This window comes from Prescottella agglutinans (assembly GCF_004011865.1).
Taxonomy (GTDB): Bacteria; Actinomycetota; Actinomycetes; order Mycobacteriales; family Mycobacteriaceae; genus Prescottella; species Prescottella agglutinans.
In genome coordinates this window covers 130,525-151,014 of the sequence record NZ_RKLP01000002.1, presented here as the reverse complement: position 1 = coordinate 151,014, position 20,490 = coordinate 130,525, and the positions used below count along the sequence as shown (strand labels likewise).

Sequence of the window (20,490 nt, the reverse complement as noted above, 5' to 3'; positions counted from 1 at the left end):
TTACGCGACCGTGAACATTCCGACCGTCGGCAGGAAGTTGCACGTGATCGGTGCAGCACCCTCGGGTTCGGTGGTCAGATCGCCCGAGATGACCGCGAGGACGCGGCCGGGGCCGGTGTTCGCGATCGCCGACAGCGTGGCCGGACCGTCCGGGTTGATCCGCGCCTCGGTGGTGAGGTTCTGCGTCTCGCGACGACCGTTGTCGACGTTGATCCAGGTGACCGTCATGCCCTGGTTCGGGGCCGCCTTCGCGGTGCCGAGCGCGGTGAAGACGAAACCGGCTTGGCCGGCGGCCGGTCCCGGCGGGGGCAGGTGAGCCGGGCCGGGAACCGCGAGTGCGGTGCCGACGGAATCGCTCGACGGCGCGATGCAGCCCTTGCCGACGGTCGGGTAGAGGAACTGCGCGATGACGGGGCCGTCCTGCGGGATCTCCGGTCCGCCGCCGCCGCTGCCGTCGAGGAAGGTGATGACGCGCTCGAGCGTGGACTTGAGCTCCGGCGGCAGGTTCGCCCCCTCGAGCAGGGCGCGCGCCTGGGCCAGCAGATCGGCTTTGGCGTCGACGTCGTGGAGCTCCGCCGGGGCCGCGGCCGCGCCGAGGATGGCCGGGGCGAGGGACGCCAGCGCGTCGATCGAGACACCCTCGGGGAGCCCGGGAGGCGTCGGCTGCGCGGCCGCATTGGCCGGGACAGCGAGCGCTGCGGCGGCCGCAACTGCACACGCGGTGATCGCTCGTCGCATTCCTCGGTTACGAATCACGGTTTCCCCATCCTTGTCGTTACAGACGCCGGCGGTGCAGCGTCGGCCTACCGGGTCGGAAGCTGCGGTCCGTCCCGGTCGCGGGTCACTCTAGGGACCGACCCCCGATGTGTACAGACTTGTCCGTACGACCCATTCGTGACCTGCGTCGCGGAGAAGTCTATGCAAGCTGTGACGTGACTGCCATTGCCTGGTGACAATATCGCGTGGCATATGGGGAAAAAGTGATCCTTGATGCAACTGTTACGGATGAGCAAGGTATTTTCGGACGCCGTTCCCATCGGGTTAGGCTGACGCGACACCTGGTCCTTCCCGCCGCCGCGCCACACTGGGTGCCTCCAGTCAGCACAGAGATCAGGGAGAGCACCGACCAGTGACTCAGCTTCCACGCGCCGAGCGGGGATCGCGTGCCCTCGCGGTGTATCGCGGGCTCGTCCGTTGGGCGCCGCTCGCGCTCGCCGTGTCGGTGTTGGCGAGGCTGCTGTGGACCGTTCTCACGCCGAACGGCACCAACTTCGTCGACCTCCACGTCTACGTCGACGGTTCGGCGGCGCTGCTCCGCGGCGATCTCTACGGATTCACCTACTCGGAGGAGACACCCGAGTTCCCGCTTCCGTTCACCTACCCGCCGTTCGCGGCGCTGGTGTTCCTGCCGCTGCACTACCTGCCGTTCGGGCTGGTGGGCCTCTGCTGGCAGCTGGGTACCGTCCTGGCGCTGTTCTGGGTGATCCGGATCAGCCTGGAGTTACTGCTCGGCGAGACCGCCCGCGACCGCCACTGGCAGTACGTCGCGATGCTGTGGACCGCCGTCGGGGTGTGGACCGAACCGGTCCGCACGACCCTCGACTACGGCCAGGTCAACGTGTTCCTGGTGCTCGGCGCGATGCTCGCGGTCCGCAGCACCCGCTGGTGGGTGTCCGGCGGGATCGTCGGGATCCTGGCCGGCATCAAGCTCACACCCGCGGTCACGGGGCTGTACCTCCTGGCACAACGTCGGTGGCGCGCAGCGGTGTTCTCGGCCGTGGCCTTCGCGGCAACCGTCGGCGTGAGCTACCTCGTGATCAGCTCCCAGGCGCGCGACTACTTCTCCTCCAAGTTCGGCGACGCCGATCGGATCGGCCCCGTCGGGTCCGCGTGGAACCAGTCGCTGCGTGGGGCGCTGAGCCGTCTCGCGGGCCACGACGTGGGCTCCGGCCCCGTGTGGATCGCGGGGGTCGTGGTCTCGGCCGCGCTCGCCCTGTTCGCGTGGAGCGCGCTCGCCCGCGACGACCGGCTGGGCACGCTCGTGCTGGTGCAGCTGTTCGGGCTGCTGGTCTCGCCGATCTCGTGGGTCCACCACTGGGTGTGGGTGCTGCCGATGCTGATCTGGCTGTTCTACGGCCCGTACCGGCAGCTCGTCGGCACCCGCGTGGTCGCGGCGTGCTGGCTCGCCGTCACGGTGATCGGCGTGCCGTGGGTCCTCGAGCAGTTCGAGGGTGAGTCCATCTCCCGCGCCGGCGCGCTCGCGTGGGCCGGGACGGTCAACGTGACCGGCGCGCTCGTCGTCTTCCTGTGGGTCGGGTACGCGGGCCGCCGGTACGCGGCTACTCCGACGCAGCCAGTTCGTCGATCCGTCGAGCCAGCTCCAGATCGAATTTCGTGATCCCGCCCAGGGAGTGCGTCGAGAGCGAGTACGTGACCTTGCGCCAGCGGATGTCGATGTCGGGGTGGTGGTTCATCGACTCGGCGACCTCCGCGACCCGGTCGACCAGGGCGATCGCGTCCGGGAACGTCGCCGACTTGACGGTCCGTGTCAGTGCGGCGCCGTCGCGGCTCCAGTGCGGAAGATCCGTGAGTGCGGTGTCGATCTCGGTGTCGGACAGCAACTCGGCCATACCTCATGATGGTGCGACGGCGAAGGGACCGCAATGATCCGGGAGCGCGAGGTCGTCGCGGCCGCGGTGATCCGGGACGGGCGACTGCTGCTCGCCCAGCGCACCCGGCCGGTGGAATTGGCCGGTCTTTGGGAACTGCCCGGCGGCAAGGTCGAGCCCGACGAGTCGCCGGCCGACGCGGTTCGCCGCGAACTGCGCGAGGAACTGGGCGTCGAGGCGATCGCGGGCGAGCGCATCGGGGCCGACGTGCCGCTGCGCGACGGACTGGTGCTGCGTGCGTACCGTGCCGAACTCGTCAGCGGAACGCCCCGCGCGCTGGACCACTCGGCGCTGTGCTGGGTCGACGCACGGGAACTGCTCGAGATCGACCTCGTCGACAACGACCGCGGCTGGCTGCCGCAACTCGTGGCGCTGCTCGCCGAGTGACGGCAGACCTCAGGCCGCACGCGCCTTCTTGAGGCCCTTCTTGAGTTCCTTCTTGGTGGCGCCCTCGTTCTCGAGCTTCTTCATGCGCATGATCACGACCGGGCACTTGAGGCAACGCGTCTTCTTCCGGCAGCACTTCTTCTTGGGCTTGAGGCCAGAGACCTTGCTGGCCTTCACCTTTCCCTTGCCCATGTGCGCGACCGGCCTTCCTCCCGAGTGCGGCGCCCGGATCGCTGCCGCACGGAGTTAGCGTACCCTCATTCGGCGCCGACGCCCAGGTGGCCCGGCATCGATGCCGGGCCACCAGTCGGTCGGACGTTCGTCAGCGTCCGTGCAGCGGGTAGTTGCCGCGCACCACGTACGCCGGGTCGACGGCCTGCTTGAGCCGGCGCAGCGCCGCCAGGGTCCGCTCGTCGTACGCGCGCTCGGGCGACTCGCCGGGACCGAGCATCGTCGGGACGGTCGGACCGGCGGACCAGGGGGAGAGCTCGTCGAACAGGTCCGCCATGGCTGCGGCGCCGGCGTCGAGCAGTTCGGGGACGGGAGCGAGCGTCAACGTCATCACCGCGAACTCCGCGCCGTCTCGACGCAGATCCACGGCGCCGGTCCGGCCCGTTCGGGCGGGGCCGCCCAGGTGCCGGAACTGGACCTGCGTCAGCGGCGTCGCGCCGGGCGTTCCCGCGCGATCCAACACGAGGTCGACGACGGCGTCGTCGAGTGCCTCGAGCATCATCGACGAGTGGACGCCGGGGGACGGGTCGACGGGCTCCTCGCACACGCCGCCGAGTTCGCTCGGCTGCAGCGGCCGGACCGTGTCGCGCAGGACGGCGCCGGCCGCGCGGATCGGGGCCAGGTGCGCCGCGAGGGCATCGGCCGGACCGAGCAGCAACGCGTCGACGAAGCAGAACGACTGTCCCCGGATCTCCTCGGGCAGGTCCGGGATCGGCGGGAAGTGCATGATCGACGCCCACACCGTCAGCTCCGCCGGCGCGGCCGCGGTCAGCGCGGCGACCGCACGCAGCACCGATCGTGCCTCGGCCGCGGGGAAGGCGAGCCGTCCGCCGGTGATCTCGGGCGCCGGGAACAGGTCGATCTCGACGGCGGTGACGATGCCGAACTCGCCGCCGCCACCGCGCAGCGCCCACATCAGCTCGGGCGACTCGTCGTCGCTCACCCAGCGGTGCACGCCCTGCGCGTCGACGAGTTCGACCGCCGACAGCGATCCCGAGCCCGGCCCGTAGGGGCGCGTGAGCCACGACAGGCCACCGCCCAGGCAGAAGCCGACGACGGAGACGTCCGGGTTGGAGCCGACGAGCCCGGTCAGCCCGGTGCCGTCCAGCGCCGCCTGCAGCGCACCCCACTTGACGCCCGCCCCGACGCGGGCCGTTCGTGCGGCGGTGTCGATCCAGATGTCGTCGAGCGCCGTGGTCCGGACCAGGATCGTGTCGTCGAGGGCCCGGGTCGCGCCGTGGCCGCTCGGCTGCGCGGACACCCGGATGCGGTGGGCGGCCGCGAAACGCACCGCCTTGACGACATCGGCGGTGTTCGCGGCGGTCACCACCGCGGCCGGGCGCTGGACGATGCTCAGGTTCCAGGCCTGCGCGACGGTGGGCCAGTCGGCGGTGTCGGGCAGGTCGAGCCGGCCGTCGAGGTCGGCGGCGAGACCGTTCCAGGTTGCGTCGTCGAGCCGGACGGTGCGGCGGGCGGTGTCGGGGTGGATCGGTGTGGATGTCATGGCCGGAAGCGTCGCCCGGGTGCAGCGGTGGCCGGTATCCCTCGGCGCCGGGTTCTTCGGACCCCAGACTTCTGGGGGTTCACAAGTTCCGACCGGTCGGTCACACTTCTGGAATGACTACCTACCAGGCAGGATCTGCCCGGGATCGGGTGAGCTCACTGGCCCGCGCGGGGTTGCCGTGGACGGAGTTCGGTGAGCAGGCACTGGAGGTATTGACCAAGGCGGTGCCGTTCGACTCGGCGTGCTTCGGGACCATCGATCCGACGACGACGCTGGTCACCGGGTCCGTCAAGGCCGGGCTGCCCGAGCCGTGCGAAGCGGAGTTCGCTCGCCACGAGTACATCGAGGACGACGTCAGCCTCTTCGCGGATCTTGCGCGGCGCAGCGTCGACGTGAGCGTCCTGCACGAGGAGACAGGCGGTGACCCGAGGCGAAGTTCCCGGTTCCGGGAACTGTTCGAGCCGACGTTCGGGTTGGGGCACGAGATGCGCGTGATGCTCCGGACCGGTGGCGCCGTCTGGGGTGCGCTGGCGATCTATCGCCGCGCCGGCGCGAGTGGGTTCAGCCCGGCCGAGGCGGACTTCCTCGGTGGGCTGTCCGGCCAGTTGGCGCTGGGCATTCGGGCGGGACTCATCGCCGACGCGCTGCCGGGCCACGAGATCGCGGACACGGAGTCCGGTCCGGCGGTCCTCACGTTCGATCACGACAACGCCCTGTCCCAGGCCACTCTGGCCGCGCAGGTACGGGTCGACGAACTGGGCGGCAGCATGTGGGGTGAGCTGCCGCAGTCGGTACTCGCGACGGTGTCCGCGACGCGCGCGCTCATTGCCGGACGGACGGGGACCGTGCCGCGCATGCGGGTCCGGTCCCGGACCGGCGAGTGGCTGGCCGTGCACGGTGCGCCGCTCGCCGGCCGCGACGGCTGCCCGTCGCAGATCGTCGTCACCATCGAACGTGCCGGTGCACCCGAGGTGGTGCCGCTCGTGGTTGCGGCGTTCGGCCTGACGCCCCGCGAGCGCGACGTCGTCGACGGTGTCCTGCGGGGGGCCACCACGGCGGAGATCGCGAAGGGCCTGCACCTGTCGCCGTACACCGTGCAGGACCATCTCAAGACCGTCTTCGACAAGGCCGGCGTCTCGAGCCGCCGGGAGCTGACGGCGCGGGTGTACTTCGACCACTACGCGCCCCGGAAGGACTGTCGGCTCGGGCCGTCCGGGTGGTTCGTGCAGGACGCCTGACGGGGTAGTGGCGCAGATCACTATCCGCAGGTCAGGGGCTGTGATCTCGGCCCGCGATGCGAGAAGTTGCGGCGCGGGCGGGTAGGGTATTCGCTGGCCGCAATCCCTGCATCGGCGCAAATGTCGGAGACTCCCGATCGGCGTTCGGTGCCCTGGGGGTCGCGAATGGGAATCACGCATGCGCGTAGCGGCAGCCAGAAGCCGTACGACAGCACCTTCGTGTGGCCCCGTCAGCAGCCAGGAGAACGCCCCGCGTGAGCACCACCAACTTCCGTAACGTCGCCATCGTCGCGCACGTCGACCATGGCAAGACCACCCTCGTCGACGCCATGCTGCGCCAGTCCGGCGCCTTCGCCGAGCGCGCCGAGCTGGTCGACCGCGTCATGGACTCCGGTGACCTCGAACGCGAGAAGGGCATCACCATCCTCGCGAAGAACACCGCTGTTCACCGTCACAACCAGGACGGCACCGTCACCGTCATCAACGTGATCGACACCCCGGGTCACGCCGACTTCGGTGGCGAGGTCGAGCGCGGTCTGTCGATGGTCGACGGCGTCGTCCTGCTCGTCGACGCGTCCGAGGGTCCGCTGCCGCAGACCCGTTTCGTGCTGCGCAAGGCGCTCGCCGCGTCGCTGCCGGTCATCATCGTCGTCAACAAGACGGACCGTCCCGACGCCCGCATCGAGGAGGTCGTCACCGAGGCGCAGGACCTGCTCCTGGACCTGGCGTCCGACCTCGACGACGAGGCCGCCGCGGCCGCCGAGGCGCTGCTCGACCTGCCGGTCCTGTACGCGTCGGGCCGCGAGGGCAAGGCGTCGATGAACCGTCCCGAGGACGGCCAGGCGCCCGACACCGAGAACCTCGACGTCCTGTTCGACGTCCTCATGGAGCACGTGCCGGCCCCCAAGGGTGATTCCGCCGCGCCGCTGCAGGCGCACGTCACCAACCTCGACGCCTCCGACTTCCTCGGTCGCCTCGCGCTGGTCCGCATCCACAACGGCGAGCTGCGCAAGGGCCAGAACGTCGCGTGGATGCACGCCGACGGCGTCAAGAACGTCAAGATCACCGAGCTGCTGAAGACCGTCGGCGTCAACCGTGAGCCCGGCGAGGTCGCCGTCGCCGGTGACATCGTCGCCGTCGCCGGTATCCCCGAGATCATGATCGGTGACACCCTCGCGGACATCGAGAACCCGGTCGCATTGCCGACGATCACCGTCGACGAGCCCGCGATCTCCGTGGTCATCGGCACCAACACGTCGCCGCTCGTGGGCCGCGTCAAGGGCCACAAGCTGACCGCTCGCATGGTCAAGACCCGCCTGGACTCCGAGCTGATCGGTAACGTGTCGCTGCGCGTGCTCGACATCGGTCGCCCGGACGCGTGGGAGGTGCAGGGCCGTGGCGAGCTGGCGCTGGCCATCCTCGTCGAGCAGATGCGTCGTGAGGGCTTCGAGCTCACGGTCGGCAAGCCGCAGGTGGTCACCAAGCAGGTCGACGGCAAGCTGCACGAGCCCTTCGAGGAGCTGACGATCGACACCCCCGAGGAGCACCTCGGCGCGATCACCCAGCTGCTGGCCAACCGCAAGGGCAAGATGGTCCAGATGACGAACCACGGCACCGGCTGGGTGCGGATGGAGTTCATCGTCCCGTCGCGTGGCCTGATCGGTTTCCGCACCGACTTCCTCACCGAGACCCGCGGCACCGGTATCGCCAACGCCGTCTCGCACGGCTACGCCCCGTGGGCCGGCGAGATCCGCGCCCGCCACACCGGCTCGCTGGTCTCCGACCGCACCGGCTCGGTGACCCCGTTCGCGATGATCCAGCTCGCCGACCGCGGCACGTTCTTCGTGGAGCCGGGCTCGGACACCTACGAGGGCATGGTCGTGGGCATCAACCCGCGCGCCGAGGACCTCGACATCAACGTCACCAAGGAGAAGAAGCTCACCAACATGCGGTCGGCGACCGCCGACGCCACGGAGACCCTTGCCAAGCCGATCGAGCTGACGCTCGAGGCCGCGATGGAGTTCTGTGCCGCCGACGAGTGCGTCGAGGTCACTCCCGAGGTCGTCCGCGTGCGCAAGCTGCACCTGTCGCAGACCGACCGCGCCCGCGAGCGTTCGCGCGCGAAGTCGCGTGACAAGGCCGCACTGTAAGTGCGTGACGCTTTACGTGCGCGTTGTGCGAGGCTGAACCCTCGCGCAACGCGCACGGCGGTGAATGCCGCTCGCGGAGGGGAGGACCGGTAGTGGCGCTGCACTGGAGCGCGGGGGTGATGGGCCGACGCGTCGTCGGCGCCGTCGCGGTCGGGGTGGTGTTGACCGCCGCCGCCTGCACCGCCAACCCGCCGCCGCCCGTCGAGAGCACGGACAGCCCCAAGCCCACGACGGCGGTGCCCACCAAGAACACCGTCTCCGTCGCGATCGACGACGTGGGTGTCGGGTTCAACCCGCACCTGCTCGCCGATCAGTCGCCCGTGAACTCCGCGGTGAGTGCCCTGGTGCTGCCCAGCCCGTTCCGTCCGGTGCTCGACCCGGCGCGGCCGGGCGTCACCGACTGGGTGCTCGATCCGTCGGTGCTGGTGTCGGCGACGGTCAACCCGCCAGCGCCCGAGGCGCCGTCGTCGATCACCTACCAGTTGCGCAACGAGGCACAGTGGTCGGACGGTGCCCCGATCGCCGCCGAGGACTTCCGGTACCTGTGGCAGCAGATGATCAGCCAGCCCGGGGTCGTCGACCCGGCGGGATACGGGTTGATCGAGGACGTCGAATCGTCCGGCGGCGGCAAGACCGTCACCGTCAAGCTGTCCGCGCCGTATCCGGCGTGGCGTGAACTGTTCACCGATCTGCTGCCGTCGCACCTGGTGAAGGACTCGCCGGGCGGGTTCGCGCGAGGCCTCGCCGACAACATCCCGGTGTCGGGCGGACTGTTCCACATCAAGTCGGTCGATCGCGGCCGGGACGAGATCCTGCTCGAGCGCAACGACCGGTTCTGGGACACCCCGGCCAAGCCCGACCAGATCCTGATGCGCCGCGGCGGGTCGCCCGCTCAGCTGGCCGACTCCATGCGGTCGGGCGACGCGCAGGTCGCGCGCGTCCACGGCAGCGCCGCGACGCTCGCACAGCTGTCGGTGATCCCCGACGTGCGCACGGGCACCGAGCTGCAGCCGCGTGTGCTGTCGATGACCCTCAACGGTCGCGTCCCCGAGCTGGCCGACGTGCAGGTCCGCAAGGGTCTGCTCGGGCTTCTCGACCCGCAGCTGCTCGCCACCGTGGGCGCGGGTAGCGAATCGTCGGCGGCACCGGCGCGGGCACAGGTGCTCGCCCCGTCCGATCCGGGATACGCGCCGACGGCCCCGCCGCAGCCGACCCGCGAGCAGGCGTCCGGGCTGCTGGCCGCCGCCGGCTACCAGCTCGTTCCGAACGCCACCGAGAACGTCGACCCGGAGACCCTGACGCGGGGCCGGATGATGCGCGGTGACGAGCAGTTGACGATGGTGATCGGCGCTCCGGAGAACGACGACACCGCGATCGCCGTCGCGAACACGGTGGCGGATCAGTGGCGCGGCGCCGGGATCGCGGCGTCGGTCCGGGCGGTGCGCGCCGAGGATCTCTACGGTGACGCGCTCGCGTCCGGGCAGGTCGACGCGCTGGTCGGCTGGGAGCGTGCCGGCTCGGATCCGGCGACAGCGCTCGCGTCCCGCTTCGGGTGCCTGCCGTCGACGCTGCCGGTCGCGACCCCCGAGCCGTCGTCCGACCCGTCGTCGGCCCCCGACGCCGCGCCTACGCGACGTGCCCCGAGCAACCTGTCGGGGCTGTGCGATCCGACGCTGCAGCCGATGATCGACGAGGCGCTGCGCGGTCGGGCCGACACGGCCCGGGTGATCGCGGACGCCGAGCCGCGGCTGTGGGATCTGGCGGTGAATCTGCCGGTGCTGCAGGACAACACCGTCGTCGCGGCGGGACCCGGGGTGGAGGGTGTCGCATTGACCGGTCCGGTGCAGGTCGGGATCTTCGCGGATGCCGCCCAGTGGACCCGGACGTCGAAGTGAGTAGAGGTGAACCAGCCGTGCTGAGCGGTCGACGGATCCTGTTCGTGCACGCGCATCCCGACGACGAGACGCTGACCACCGGCGGCACCATCGCCCGGTGTGCGGCGGACGGCGCCGAGGTCACGGTGCTCACCTGCACTCTCGGCGAGGAGGGTGAGGTGATCGGAGACCGGTGGGCCGGTCTGGTCGCCGGCCTCGCCGACCAGTTGGGCGGCTACCGGATCCTCGAGCTGACCCGGGCGCTGCGGGCCCTGGGTGCGGCGGCGCCCCGGTTCCTCGGCGGTGCCGGCCGCTGGCGCGATTCCGGCATGGCAGGGACGCCGTCGGCGCGCAATCCCCGCGCGTTCGTCAACGCCGACCCGGACGAGGCGGTGGGCGCCCTGGTGGCGGTGATCCGCGAACTGCGCCCCGACGTCGTCGTGACGTACGACCCGGTCGGGGGGTACGGACACCCGGATCACGTTCAGGTGCACCGGTTCACGACGGCGGCGGTCGAGGCGGCCGGCACCGACGCGTTCCCGGGCGCGGGTGCGCCGTGGGAGGTCGCGAAGTTCTACTGGACCGTGACCGAGCGCGGTGCGCTCGAGGCGGGTGTCGCGGCGATCGACGACGTCCCCGCGGGGTGGCGGCTGCCGGAACCGGACGAGCTGCCGAGCGTGCCGGACGCCTCGGTGACCGCCGCGGTGGACGTCTCGGGCGTGATGGACGCCAAGCTCGCCGCGCTGCGCGCCCACGAGACGCAGGTGACGGTGGCGCCGTCGGCCACGGAGTTCGCCCTGTCGAACGACGTCGTCCAGCCGCTCCTCGCCGAGGAGCACTTCGTGCTGGTCCGGGGCCAGGCCGGCCCGGTCGACGACCGTGGGCGCGAGCGTGGTCTCTTCGGCGGGATTTCCTGACCGGCCCCAGTATGCTGTGACCTACGCCACGCGTCGTGGGGGTCCGATCGTCGGCGTCTCGGGATGTCGAGCGGGAGGGCCGACGCATGTACAACTGGGACGTGCAGAATGCGATCGTCGCGTTCGTGGACAGCCTGCGGCCGATGTCGCAGTTCTACCGCGATCTGTACTACGGCTCGCTGTACTCGTTCGCGGATCATCAGAGCGAATTGTTGACGATGCTCGGCTATCCGCCGGTGCCGTGATGGCGACCCCACTGTCGTCGCGCGTGCGGGCGCGGGGGACGATCGACGCATGACCGCCCCGAGCCTCGCCGCCGACATCCCGACCACTGCCGAGTCCCGCACGACTCTGGCGCTGCTCACGTTCGACGGGTTCCTGTGTGCGGTCCTGTCGGTGCTGTTCCTGCCCGCGTACATCGGCACGACGCCGTTCCCGCTGTCGATCCTGGTGGCCGCGGTGGTGAACCTGCTGCTGGTGCTGGGGGCCCGCAAGTTCACGGATCGGGCGCTGGGCGCCGCGTTGCCGCTGTTCGGCTGGCTGTTCGGGTTCGGGGTGTGCATGATCGGCGGGCCGGGCGGCGACCTGCTGGTCTTCGAGGACTGGCGGACCCTGCTGCTGTTCGTCGCGGCACTGCTGCCGGCGGGCCTGTACCTGTTCCGCGTGCGTCTCGAGTCGTTGGTCGCGAAGGCTCAGGGCTAGAACCGTGCGCGGGTGGGTGCCCCACCCGCGCACGGCCCGGCGACGCTACTTGTTGTAGAACGCGGTCACGTCGTCGTTCCCGATCAGGTCCGGAACGGTCCAACCGTCGAGGTCGTACTCGCTCATGAACTGCTCGGCGAGACCCTTCATCGCCGAGACGCCGCCGCGATTCTCCGCCGCGAACAGCAGTTCGGCCTTCACGTTCTCGTGGTTGCCGGAGTAGTTGCGTTCGTAGAGTTCGTGGCGGCCACCGAACTCGGAGCCGATCGAATCCCACAGCGCCTTCATGACCTTCACGCGCTCGACGGCGGTGATCCCGTCGCTGCCGCGCACGTACTTGTCGAGGTAGGGGCGCACGTCGGGATTCTTGAAGTCGGCCGCGCTCGAGGGGAGATAGATGAGCCCGGACGCGACGTCCTGCTCGATGATCTCCTTGATCCGCGGGTAGCCCTGGATCATGAACATCCGGTAGGTGAGGCCGTACTCGAGCTTCGGGATGACGGTGTCACCGACCCAGGGCTCCGGATCACGCGCCATGGATTCGCTCAGGGACCAGAACAGGTTGCGCCAGCCGATCACCTCGCCGACCCGCGTCTGCACGCCGCGGAAGCCGCCGGCGCCGGTGCAGTCGAGGGCCTTCATCAGCAGCCCGGCGATGAAGTCGAGCTTGACCGCGAGGCGGGTGCAGCCCTGGAAGGTGAACCGCGGCAGGAAGCCGGACTGCGGGAAGAACGCGTTGATCTTCTCGACGTCGCCGTACATGAAGACGTTCTCCCACGGCACCAGCACCTTGTCGAAGATGAAGATGGCGTCGTTCTCGTCCATCCGGCTCGAGAGCGGGTAGTCGAACGGCGACCCGACGACCGCGGCGTTCTGCGAGTACGAGGCGCGGGAGATGAGCTTGATGCCCGGTGCGTCCATCGGCACCGTGCAGATCAGCGCGTACTCCTTCTTCTTGATGGGCAGGCCGTAGTGCGCGATGAAGTTGTAGTTGGTGATCGCCGATCCGGTCGCCACGACCTTCGCGCCGGACACGATCAGGCCGGCGTCGGTCTCCTTCTCGACCTTCATGAACACGTCCCCGACCTGATCGGGCGGGAGCTGCCGATCCACCGGCGGGTTGATGATCGCGTGGTTCCAGTACAGGACCTTCTCCTGCGACTCCCGGTACCAGCGCTTGGCGTTGTCCTGGAACGGCGAGTACAACTCGCTGTTGGCGGCGAGGGTGCCGAGGAACGAGGCCTTGTAGTCGGGTGAGCGGCCCATCCAGCCGTACGTCATGCGCGCCCAGGTGGCGATCGCGTCCCGCTCCTTCAGCAGGTCGTCGGCCGAGTGGGGGGTGCGGAAGAACGGCATCGTCACGCCACCGTTGCCGGTGTCGGTGGGGCAGGTGAGGGTGTCGACGTGCTCGCCGGTGTGCAGTGCGTCGTACAGGCGCGCTGTCATCCGGATGGGGTTGCGGAACGCCGGATGGTTCCAGAATTCCTTCACCTTCTCGCCGTGCAGGTAGATCTCCCGCCCGTCCTTGATGGACTCGATGTACTCGTCGCCGGTCATCGGGCGGGAGGCGAAGTTCGCGGTCCGGTTCGCCTCGCAGTCCGCGGCGACGTTCACCCGGGAACGGTCGACTTCTTCGACGGTGGGGCGGGGTTCGGTGGTGGTCATCGTGTCTCCTGCGTCGGGGGGATGGGTCAGTTGGTCGCACCGGACAGGTGCATGGGCGTGAACGTGGCGGAGGCGTCGAACCAGCCTCGGTGCGGATCGTCCATCGATCCGTTCCAAGCGGCGCTCCCGCTCGGGGCGCCGAGATCGTGAAACGTGCTGCGGTAGAACAGCAGTGGATCGGTCTCGCGGCACTGAGCGTCGACGATCTCGCCGATGAAGATCACGTGGTCGCCGCCGTCGTACTCGCGCCAGGGGACGCACGACAGGGTGGCGGCGCTGCCGGCCAGGACGGGCGCGGTGGGCCCCTGGTCCCACACCGGTTCGGGTGACTGCGGGCGACCGGCGAAGTGGAGCGCGACGTCGGTCTGGTCCGCGGCGAGGATGTTGACGGCGAACGGTGCGCCGGACAGGAATGAGCAGGCCTTGGACGTGCGGGTCAGGGTCACCTGGCACAATCGCGGCTCGAGCGAGACCGCGGTGAAGGCCGTCACCGTGGCACCGTGCGGCGTGCCGTCCTCCTTGGCGCAGGTGATGACGGTGACCCCACTTGCGAACTGTCCGAATATGTTTCGCAGTCGACGCGAATCCATGTCGGGCTCCTTGCTGGTGGTCGTTTGCTGTGACCGAGACCATAGGTCGATCGGATCCGGGTCGGCGATCCGCTGAGCGGCGCCGCTATCCGGAATGCGCGGTCGGTTCGACCGCCCGTTGTTGCCAGAGGACGTGTTCCCGATCACACTGGGGCCGAAGTCCCGAATTGGACGGGGCGGGAAGGTGCGAGGGCATGGCGATGAACGGGACCGCCGATCCGGGTGATTGGGGCACGGCGGAGAACGTGGTCTCCGATGCGTACTTCCCGCACGACCTCTCGCCCCTGTCGGCGGGTTCGGAGCCGCGCCTGAACCTGCGGGCGACCACGATCGGGCCGTTGCGCCTGGCTCGGATCGGTTGGGGTGCAGAGGTTTCCGTCGACACGGAGCATCCCGGCGGGTATGCGGTCAATATTCCGCTGTCGGGTCGGATCGAATCCGAGAGTGCCGGCAGCGTCGTGATCTCGGGCGTGGGGACCGCGTCGGTGTTCCGGCCGGACACCCCGGCCGCCATCACGCGGTGGACCGCGGACTGTGAGATCGTCGGTGTCCGGTTCGACGGCGACTACCTGCGCCGCGAGGTCACCCGCGTCCTCGGGCGTCCGGACCGCCGACTGCCCGATCAGGTGAATCTGTCGACCGATGCCGGCCGGAACTGGATGGGTCTGCTCAACTCGATCGTCCAGCAGGTGCGCGGCGGCGAGGGGCTGTGGCAGACCCCGGTCGTCGCAGAGCAACTGTCGGGGGCCATCACCGGCGCATTCGTGCTGGCGGTGATGCCCGACGCTCCGACCGCGGCGCCCCGACCTCGGATCGTCAAGCGGGTGCTCGATCGGATCGACGAGGATCCGTCGCTCGCATGGACCGCCGGCGACATGGCCGCGGCCGCGGGCGTGAGTGTGCGCCGGTTGCAGGAGGGGTTCCGTGAGTACCTGGGTGTGTGCCCGCGGGACTACCTGCTGGACGTCCGGCTCTCACGGATCCACGACGACCTGGTGGCGGGCGACCCGTCGGTCACCTCGGTGACCGACGTCGCCCTCCACTGGGGCATCACCCATACCGGGCGGTTCGCGGCGGCCTATCGGCGCAAGTACGGGTGCGCACCGTCTGCGACGTTGCGTTCCTGACGTACTCGGATCATCCGCGGTGACCCAGGTCGGCACCGAGCGCGTCGGCGGCCGCGACGACGTGCGGCGCGGCCACGTCGCGGAACTGCTCGGGCGTGCTGCGGCCGGACGAGGTGGAGCAGGCGGTCACGGCGACGACGGCGCCGGTGGCGTCGTGCACGGGTGCGGCGAGCGAGATCAGGCCCTCCTCGAGTTCGGCCGCGGTCAGCGCGTACCCCTGATCGCGCACCCGTGCCAGTTCGGCGCGCAGATCGTCGGGTGTGCCGACCGTCGCCGCGGTCAGCTTGTCGAACCGGGTCGCCTCGATCACCCGATCGACGGTCTCGGGCGGCGCCCACGCCAGCAGGGCCCGGCCCATCGATGTGGCGTAGGCGGGCACCCGGGTACCGACCGACACGTTGATGCTCATGATGCGCCGCACCGGCACGCGCGCCGCGTACACCACGTCGGTGTCGTCGAGGACGCCGAGCGATGCCGACTCCCCGGTGTGCTCGGACAGTTCGACGAGTCGCGGCATGGCGGCGTCGACCAGGCTGTGCGACGCGGAGTAGTGCCCGCCGATGCTGAGTACCCGGGGGGTGAGCGACCAGCGGCTGCCCTTGGCGGTGACGTAGCCCAGCCGCTGCAGGGTCAACAGGATGCGGCGGACCGCGGGGCGCGAGAGCGTGGTCTTGGCCGCGAGTTCCGCGAGCGACGGTTCGGGATCGTGCTCGTCGAACGCGAGCAGCACGGCGAACCCGCGTTCGATGCTCTGGATGTAGTCGCGGTCGTCGTTGGCCATCGGCTCTCCTTGCTGGGTTTTCGTCTCCGGCGGCGTCGCCGGCTGTTGACAAAGTCTGTGACTCGACGCACAGTATCTACACGCACCGCGTGTACGCATAGCGATTCATGTGTACGCATAGCGTACATCCAATCGGGAGCCCGTCGTCCCGCTTCCGATCCCGAACTTCTCGACTGCATCGTCCGAACCCTCGACGAGGAGGATCCATGACCGACATCGACACCGCCGTCGCGACGGCCCACGCGTCCGGCAACGCCGCCACCGACAAGTTCAAGACCGAACGCGTCTCGTGCGACACGTCGCCCGAGCGGGCCGCCGCGATCTACTGCGACGTGCTCAGCGCGCTGGGGGAGGTCATCCACCGGCACGAAGTCACCTACGACGAGTACCGCGTCCTCAAGCAGTGGATGATCGACGTCGGCGAGTACGGCGAGTGGCCGCTGTGGCTGGACGTGTTCGTCGAGCACCAGGTCGAGGACGTCAACTACAGCCGGAACGGTCTCGCGGGCACCAAGGGCAGCATCGAGGGCCCGTACTACGTGCCGGACGCGCCGCAACTCCCGGCCGTGTGCACCATGCCGATGCGCGAGCAGGACCGCCGGTCCACGCCGCTGGTGTTCTCCGGGCAGGTCACCGACCTGGACGGCACCGGTCTCGGCGGCGCCACGGTGGAACTGTGGCACGCCGACGAGGACGGCTTCTACTCGCAGTTCGCGCCGAACATCCCGGAGTGGAACCTGCGCGCCACCATCGTGTGCGACGACGAGGGGCGCTACGAGATCACTACGATTCAGCCTGCGCCGTACCAGATTCCGCACGACGGTCCGACCGGGTGGTTCATCGAATCCCACGGCGGCCATCCGTGGCGGCCCGCGCACCTGCACCTGATGGTCAAGGCGCCCGGTCGGCTGCCGATCACCACGCAGCTCTACTTCCGCGGCGGTGACTGGGTCGAAACCGACGTCGCGACCGCGGTCAAGCCGGAGCTGGTCCTCGATCCGGTGCGGGGCGCGGACGGCGTGAACCGGGTCGCCTACGACTTCGCGCTCGATCCGACCCAGTAGTACCCGACCACGTCGAATCCGTTCTGCGAAGGTGAGTTTCCCGATGTCCGACCCCGATCTCGCGATCGTCTCCATCGAGACGACGATCCTCGACGTACCGTTGGTCCGTCCGCACAAGTTCGCCACCACGACGAGCGAGGCGCAGCCGATCCTGCTCGTCGCGGTCGCCACGGCCGGCGGCGTCACCGGATACGGCGAGGGCGTCGTGCCGGGCGGGCCGTGGTGGGGCGGTGAATCCGTCGAGACGATGAAGGTGCTCATCGATCGGCACATCGCGCCGACGCTCATCGGGCGCGGAGTCGACGAGATCACCGGGATCATGATCGATCTCGAACGGATCGTGGCGAACGCACGGTTCGCGAAGGCTGCCGTCGACGTCGCGCTGCACGACGCCTATGCCCGCTGTCTCGGGGTGGGTGTGCACACGCTGCTCGGCGGCGCCTTCCGGACCGGCGTCGACGTCCGGTGGGCGCTCGGCGCGGCCCCCGTCGAGGAGGTCCTCGACGAGATCGCCGAGAAGATGGACGCGAGACTGAACTTCGCATTCAAGCTCAAGATGGGGGCGCTCGACCCGGCGGTGGACACCGCTCGCGTCGTGAAGGTCGCGCAGGCACTGGACGGTCGTGCGGGCGTCAGCATCGACGTCAACGCCCGCTGGGACCGTCTGACCGCACTGCGCTGGGTTCCGGAACTGGTCGACGGCGGAGTGGAACTCGTCGAACAGCCGACCCCGGGCGAGCAGCGTGAGGTGCTCGCCGAGATCGCCCGCCGGGTGTCCGCGCCCGTCATGGCGGACGAGTCGGCGCACACGCCGCACGACGTGCTCGAGATCGCGAAGCTCGGCGCCGCCGACGTGATCGCTGTCAAGACCACCAAATGTGGTGGTCTGCAACGGAGTAAGCAGGTCGTCGCCGTGGCGGCGGCGGCCGGGTTGCGTTGTCACGGGGCCACGTCCATCGAGGGGCCGATCGGTACCGCCGCGTCCGTGCATTTCGCGTGTGCCGAGCCCGGGATCGACTACGGCACCGAGTTGTTCGGTCCGCAGCTGTTCGCGGTGGAGTTGTTGCAGACCCCGCTGGACTACTCGGACGGGCAGGTCCACCTGCCGCCGGGGCCGGGTCTGGGCGTGGAACTCGACATGGACGTCGTCAAACACGTCGCGCGCGACTGAATCCGATACCGAGTCAGGAGTATTCACACGATGGCACTGTTCCACGTCCGCATGGACGTCGACATTCCCCGCGACCTCGACCCCGCTCTCCGCGAGGAGACGATCGCCCGGGAGAAGGCGTACTCCCAGGATCTGCAGCGTGCCGGCAAGTGGGCGCACATCTGGCGAATCGTCGGTCAGTACAGCAACATCAGCATCTTCGATGTCGAATCCGCCGACGAACTCCACGAGATCCTGTGGAACCTTCCGCTCTTCCCCTACATGACGATCGACGTCGTGCCGCTCACGAGGCACGGCAGCTCGATCCGTTAGGTGGTGCGGCGCCAGATCCCGCCCGCTCCCGGGGTGACGGCGTCCACGAGCGCCCACGCCTGCTCGACCGGAAGATCGTGCACCGCGTACCTGCCGGTGCCCGCCGGGGTCGCGGCGATCACGGTGGCGACGCCCGCGCGGCGCTGGAAGAACGTCTGCCGCACCGTCCAGCCGATGATCCCCGCCGCCTCGACGCTGTCGCGGCGGCGATCGAGCGACCCGCTGCGGGTGATCAGCCAGCCCGGCAGCACGGCATGGCCGAGCCCGCGGTACCGGTCCCACGCCAGTCCGGTCCCGGCCAGCGCCAGCACCACGACACCCGCCCAGACGGGCCACGGGACCTGGCGTCCGGCGACGGCGAACCCGGCGGCGATCACGGCCGCGAGGGCCGCGGGCCACAGGGCCCGGGTGTATCGGCGACGACGGGCGGCCGGCCCGTGCGCGAGGAGCGGGACGTCGGCCTGCCGGTCGTCGCCGAGGACGGTCGCCATCACCCGGGTCGTCTCGGCGCGCGGGCTCTGCGGCAGCAACAGCGACGACTCGCGGTGCTCGGCGCTGACGCCGGTCATGATCGCGTCGAGCGCCGCGCCGCCCGCGAGGCGCAGCAGCAGCGGCTCCTTCAGCGTCGTCCCGCGCAGTCGGGCGCGGTCGAGCGTCGTCTGCCTGGTCCGCAACAGGCCGTGGCTCACGTGCAGGGTCCGCCCGTTGTCGGTGACCGTCATTCGCCCGTAGACGACCAGGTAGCGCACGCACGCGAGGACGGATGCGGCGACGAACAGGACGATCAGGGCGACCAGGCCGAGCAGGGCCAGGGCGAGCCCCCCGGCGCGCTCCGCGGAGTCGAAACCGTTCTCGAGCGCGGGCGAGTGCGCGATCCGGTCGGCCAGGCCGTACTGGAAGATCACGCCGACGAAGGCGCCGATCGCGATCAGTCCGGTCACGGAGAACGGGGCGTAGCGGACCCAGGACGGGGACCAGTGCCCGATCTCGCGGGCGGGCACGGCCACGGGTGCGGCGGGTGAGTCGGCGTCGGTCGCCGCCTCGGCGGGGTGTCGGTGCCCGGCCAGCAGTGCGGCGCGCATGTCCGGAACCAGCGACGCGTCGAGGGCGTTGAGTTCGAACCGGTCCTCGTGGCGGGCGCTCTGCCGTCCCGTCCCGATCCGCAGCACGGCCAGCCCGAGCAGACGGTGCAGGACGCCGGCCTCCACGTCGACGGACCGGATGCGGCTGCGGGGGACCGAGAGCACCTTCTTCTGGAACACCCCGCGGCGCAGTTGCACGTGCACCGGACCGATGCGGTAGGTCGTGGTGAACCAGCGCAGCACGCCGTACGTGACGAGCGCGGCGACCGCGATCAGCCCCCAGTAGTGGTTGCCGCTGTTGCTACCGACGATCCACGACACCGCGATGACCGGCAGCAGCTTGAGGACTTCGTTGACGGGATGCACCAGGAGCATCCGTTTGTCGAGGCGCAGCCACGGCTGGTCCTCCTCGGCCGCGAGGGCTGCCGCCCCGGACGCTTCGACGGGGACGCTCACGTGGCGTCCCCGGCATGGCGCGCGGCGATGTCGGTGAGGTGCTCGACGGCGCGGTCGGCGACGTCGAGGTCGAGCGCGGGGATCTTCACGGCACCGGCCGACGACGCCGTGGTGACGGTGACCGTCGCGAGACCGAACAGGCGGTCGAGCGGCCCGCGCTCGGTGTCGACGGTCTGGATGCGGGTGATCGGCGCGATGCGGCGCTCCTGGGTGAACCATCCGGTGCGCGTGTAGACCGCGTCGTCGCTGATCTCCCACCGATGCACGCGATACCGCCACCGCGGCACGACGAGGACGTCGGCCAGCGCGACGACCAGTGTCACGGCGAAGACCGTGACGTGCGGCCACACCGTCCAGCGCCCGACGACGACGGCCCACACGATCTGCGCGACGAAGACCGGCAGCCAGACCAGGGCGGCGGTCGTGGCCCACAACCGCGGCGCCCGCGTGCTCGGACGCCACCGCGGGTCGGCCATCGTCACCGTCCGTGCGGCACGGCTGGGGTCGGGAGGAAGGCTCACGATCTCATCCTGCCCGAGTCGGCGTGTCTCGTCCTATGGTGGAGGTGGC

Annotated in this window: 21 protein-coding genes; 12 read left to right on the top strand and 9 right to left on the bottom strand. The window is 69.9% G+C overall.

The annotated features are described in order from the left end of the window. A complete protein-coding gene (locus tag EGT67_RS04655; RefSeq protein WP_127914893.1) occupies positions 1-738 on the bottom strand; it encodes an Rv1157c family protein in 738 nt (245 codons plus the stop codon). A gap of 391 nt (positions 739-1,129) precedes the next feature. On the opposite strand from EGT67_RS04655, the gene EGT67_RS04650 reads away from it, so the two are divergent. Continuing rightward, entirely contained in the window at positions 1,130-2,398 is a 1,269-nt protein-coding gene (locus EGT67_RS04650) for a mannosyltransferase (RefSeq protein ID WP_127914892.1), read from the top strand. Here EGT67_RS04650 and EGT67_RS04645 read toward each other — a convergent pair. Then, positions 2,340-2,630, bottom strand: coding sequence for a 4a-hydroxytetrahydrobiopterin dehydratase (locus tag EGT67_RS04645; RefSeq protein WP_127914891.1), 291 nt, complete (start codon positions 2,628-2,630; stop codon positions 2,340-2,342). The two genes, EGT67_RS04650 and EGT67_RS04645, sit on opposite strands and share 59 nt — an antisense overlap. A gap of 33 nt (positions 2,631-2,663) precedes the next feature. Here EGT67_RS04645 and EGT67_RS04640 point away from each other — a divergent pair, with 33 nt between their 5' ends. After that, positions 2,664-3,056 carry a (deoxy)nucleoside triphosphate pyrophosphohydrolase gene (locus tag EGT67_RS04640; protein WP_127914890.1) on the top strand — a complete coding sequence of 131 codons (393 nt, stop codon included), beginning with the start codon at positions 2,664-2,666 and terminating at the stop codon, positions 3,054-3,056. A gap of 9 nt (positions 3,057-3,065) precedes the next feature. Here EGT67_RS04640 and EGT67_RS04635 read toward each other — a convergent pair whose 3' ends face one another. Together EGT67_RS04635 and EGT67_RS04630 are read right to left on the bottom strand one after the other, a co-directional pair. After that, positions 3,066-3,248, bottom strand: coding sequence for a hypothetical protein (locus EGT67_RS04635; protein WP_005514508.1), 183 nt, complete (start codon positions 3,246-3,248; stop codon positions 3,066-3,068). 130 nt (positions 3,249-3,378) lie between these two features. Beyond that, complete coding sequence (locus EGT67_RS04630; protein ID WP_127914889.1) at positions 3,379-4,791, bottom strand: FAD-binding oxidoreductase; 1,413 nt, start codon at positions 4,789-4,791, stop codon at positions 3,379-3,381. Positions 4,792-4,904: 113 nt separating this feature from the next. On the opposite strand from EGT67_RS04630, the gene EGT67_RS04625 reads away from it, so the two are divergent. The 6 genes from EGT67_RS04625 to EGT67_RS04600 all read left to right on the top strand — a co-directional run bounded on the left by EGT67_RS04625 (position 4,905) and on the right by EGT67_RS04600 (position 11,672). Next, entirely contained in the window at positions 4,905-6,029 is a 1,125-nt protein-coding gene (locus tag EGT67_RS04625) for a LuxR C-terminal-related transcriptional regulator (RefSeq protein ID WP_164877484.1), read from the top strand. A 254-nt stretch (positions 6,030-6,283) separates the two neighbouring features. Beyond that, the gene (gene typA / locus EGT67_RS04620; protein WP_127914887.1) at positions 6,284-8,179 is read left to right on the top strand and encodes a translational GTPase TypA; all 1,896 of its coding nucleotides are present in this window, start codon (positions 6,284-6,286) and stop codon (positions 8,177-8,179) included. 119 nt (positions 8,180-8,298) lie between these two features. Continuing rightward, the gene (locus EGT67_RS04615; RefSeq protein ID WP_127915298.1) at positions 8,299-10,074 is read left to right on the top strand and encodes an ABC transporter family substrate-binding protein; all 1,776 of its coding nucleotides are present in this window, start codon (positions 8,299-8,301) and stop codon (positions 10,072-10,074) included. A 20-nt stretch (positions 10,075-10,094) separates the two neighbouring features. Then, positions 10,095-10,970 (top strand): N-acetyl-1-D-myo-inositol-2-amino-2-deoxy-alpha-D-glucopyranoside deacetylase, encoded by an 876-nt coding sequence (gene mshB / locus EGT67_RS04610; RefSeq protein ID WP_127915297.1) that lies wholly within the window; start codon positions 10,095-10,097, stop codon positions 10,968-10,970. Positions 10,971-11,005: 35 nt separating this feature from the next. Then, complete coding sequence (locus EGT67_RS04605; RefSeq protein WP_127914886.1) at positions 11,006-11,215, top strand: hypothetical protein; 210 nt, start codon at positions 11,006-11,008, stop codon at positions 11,213-11,215. A gap of 49 nt (positions 11,216-11,264) precedes the next feature. Next, a complete protein-coding gene (locus tag EGT67_RS04600; protein WP_127914885.1) occupies positions 11,265-11,672 on the top strand; it encodes a hypothetical protein in 408 nt (135 codons plus the stop codon). 45 nt (positions 11,673-11,717) lie between these two features. Here EGT67_RS04600 and EGT67_RS04595 read toward each other — a convergent pair whose 3' ends face one another. Beyond that, on the bottom strand, positions 11,718-13,337 hold the full coding sequence (locus EGT67_RS04595) for a 4-hydroxyphenylacetate 3-hydroxylase family protein (RefSeq protein WP_127914884.1): 1,620 nt from the start codon (positions 13,335-13,337) through the stop codon (positions 11,718-11,720). 26 nt (positions 13,338-13,363) lie between these two features. Then, complete coding sequence (locus EGT67_RS04590; RefSeq protein WP_127914883.1) at positions 13,364-13,927, bottom strand: flavin reductase family protein; 564 nt, start codon at positions 13,925-13,927, stop codon at positions 13,364-13,366. 200 nt (positions 13,928-14,127) lie between these two features. On the opposite strand from EGT67_RS04590, the gene EGT67_RS04585 reads away from it, so the two are divergent. Continuing rightward, entirely contained in the window at positions 14,128-15,054 is a 927-nt protein-coding gene (locus tag EGT67_RS04585) for an AraC family transcriptional regulator (protein ID WP_127915296.1), read from the top strand. Between the two features lie 10 nt (positions 15,055-15,064). Here the strand turns inward: EGT67_RS04585 and EGT67_RS04580 are convergent, their stop codons facing one another. Next, positions 15,065-15,835, bottom strand: a complete 771-nt coding sequence (locus tag EGT67_RS04580) for an IclR family transcriptional regulator domain-containing protein (RefSeq protein ID WP_127914882.1) — start codon at positions 15,833-15,835, stop codon at positions 15,065-15,067. Positions 15,836-16,041: 206 nt separating this feature from the next. On the opposite strand from EGT67_RS04580, the gene catA reads away from it, so the two are divergent. The 3 genes from catA to catC are packed head-to-tail and all read left to right on the top strand — an operon-like array spanning position 16,042 to position 18,382. Beyond that, positions 16,042-16,899 (top strand): catechol 1,2-dioxygenase, encoded by an 858-nt coding sequence (gene catA, locus EGT67_RS04575; RefSeq protein ID WP_127914881.1) that lies wholly within the window; start codon positions 16,042-16,044, stop codon positions 16,897-16,899. A gap of 43 nt (positions 16,900-16,942) precedes the next feature. Then, entirely contained in the window at positions 16,943-18,070 is a 1,128-nt protein-coding gene (locus tag EGT67_RS04570) for a muconate/chloromuconate family cycloisomerase (protein WP_127914880.1), read from the top strand. A gap of 30 nt (positions 18,071-18,100) precedes the next feature. Further along, positions 18,101-18,382, top strand: coding sequence for a muconolactone Delta-isomerase (gene catC / locus EGT67_RS04565; protein WP_127914879.1), 282 nt, complete (start codon positions 18,101-18,103; stop codon positions 18,380-18,382). On the opposite strand, the gene EGT67_RS04560 is transcribed toward catC, so the two are convergent. Next, the gene (locus tag EGT67_RS04560; RefSeq protein WP_127914878.1) at positions 18,379-19,920 is read right to left on the bottom strand and encodes a PH domain-containing protein; all 1,542 of its coding nucleotides are present in this window, start codon (positions 19,918-19,920) and stop codon (positions 18,379-18,381) included. The two genes, catC and EGT67_RS04560, sit on opposite strands and share 4 nt — an antisense overlap. Next, entirely contained in the window at positions 19,917-20,396 is a 480-nt protein-coding gene (locus EGT67_RS04555) for a PH domain-containing protein (protein WP_127915295.1), read from the bottom strand. The genes EGT67_RS04560 and EGT67_RS04555 overlap by 4 nt, the downstream gene beginning before the upstream one ends. Positions 20,397-20,490: the final 94 nt, after the last annotated feature.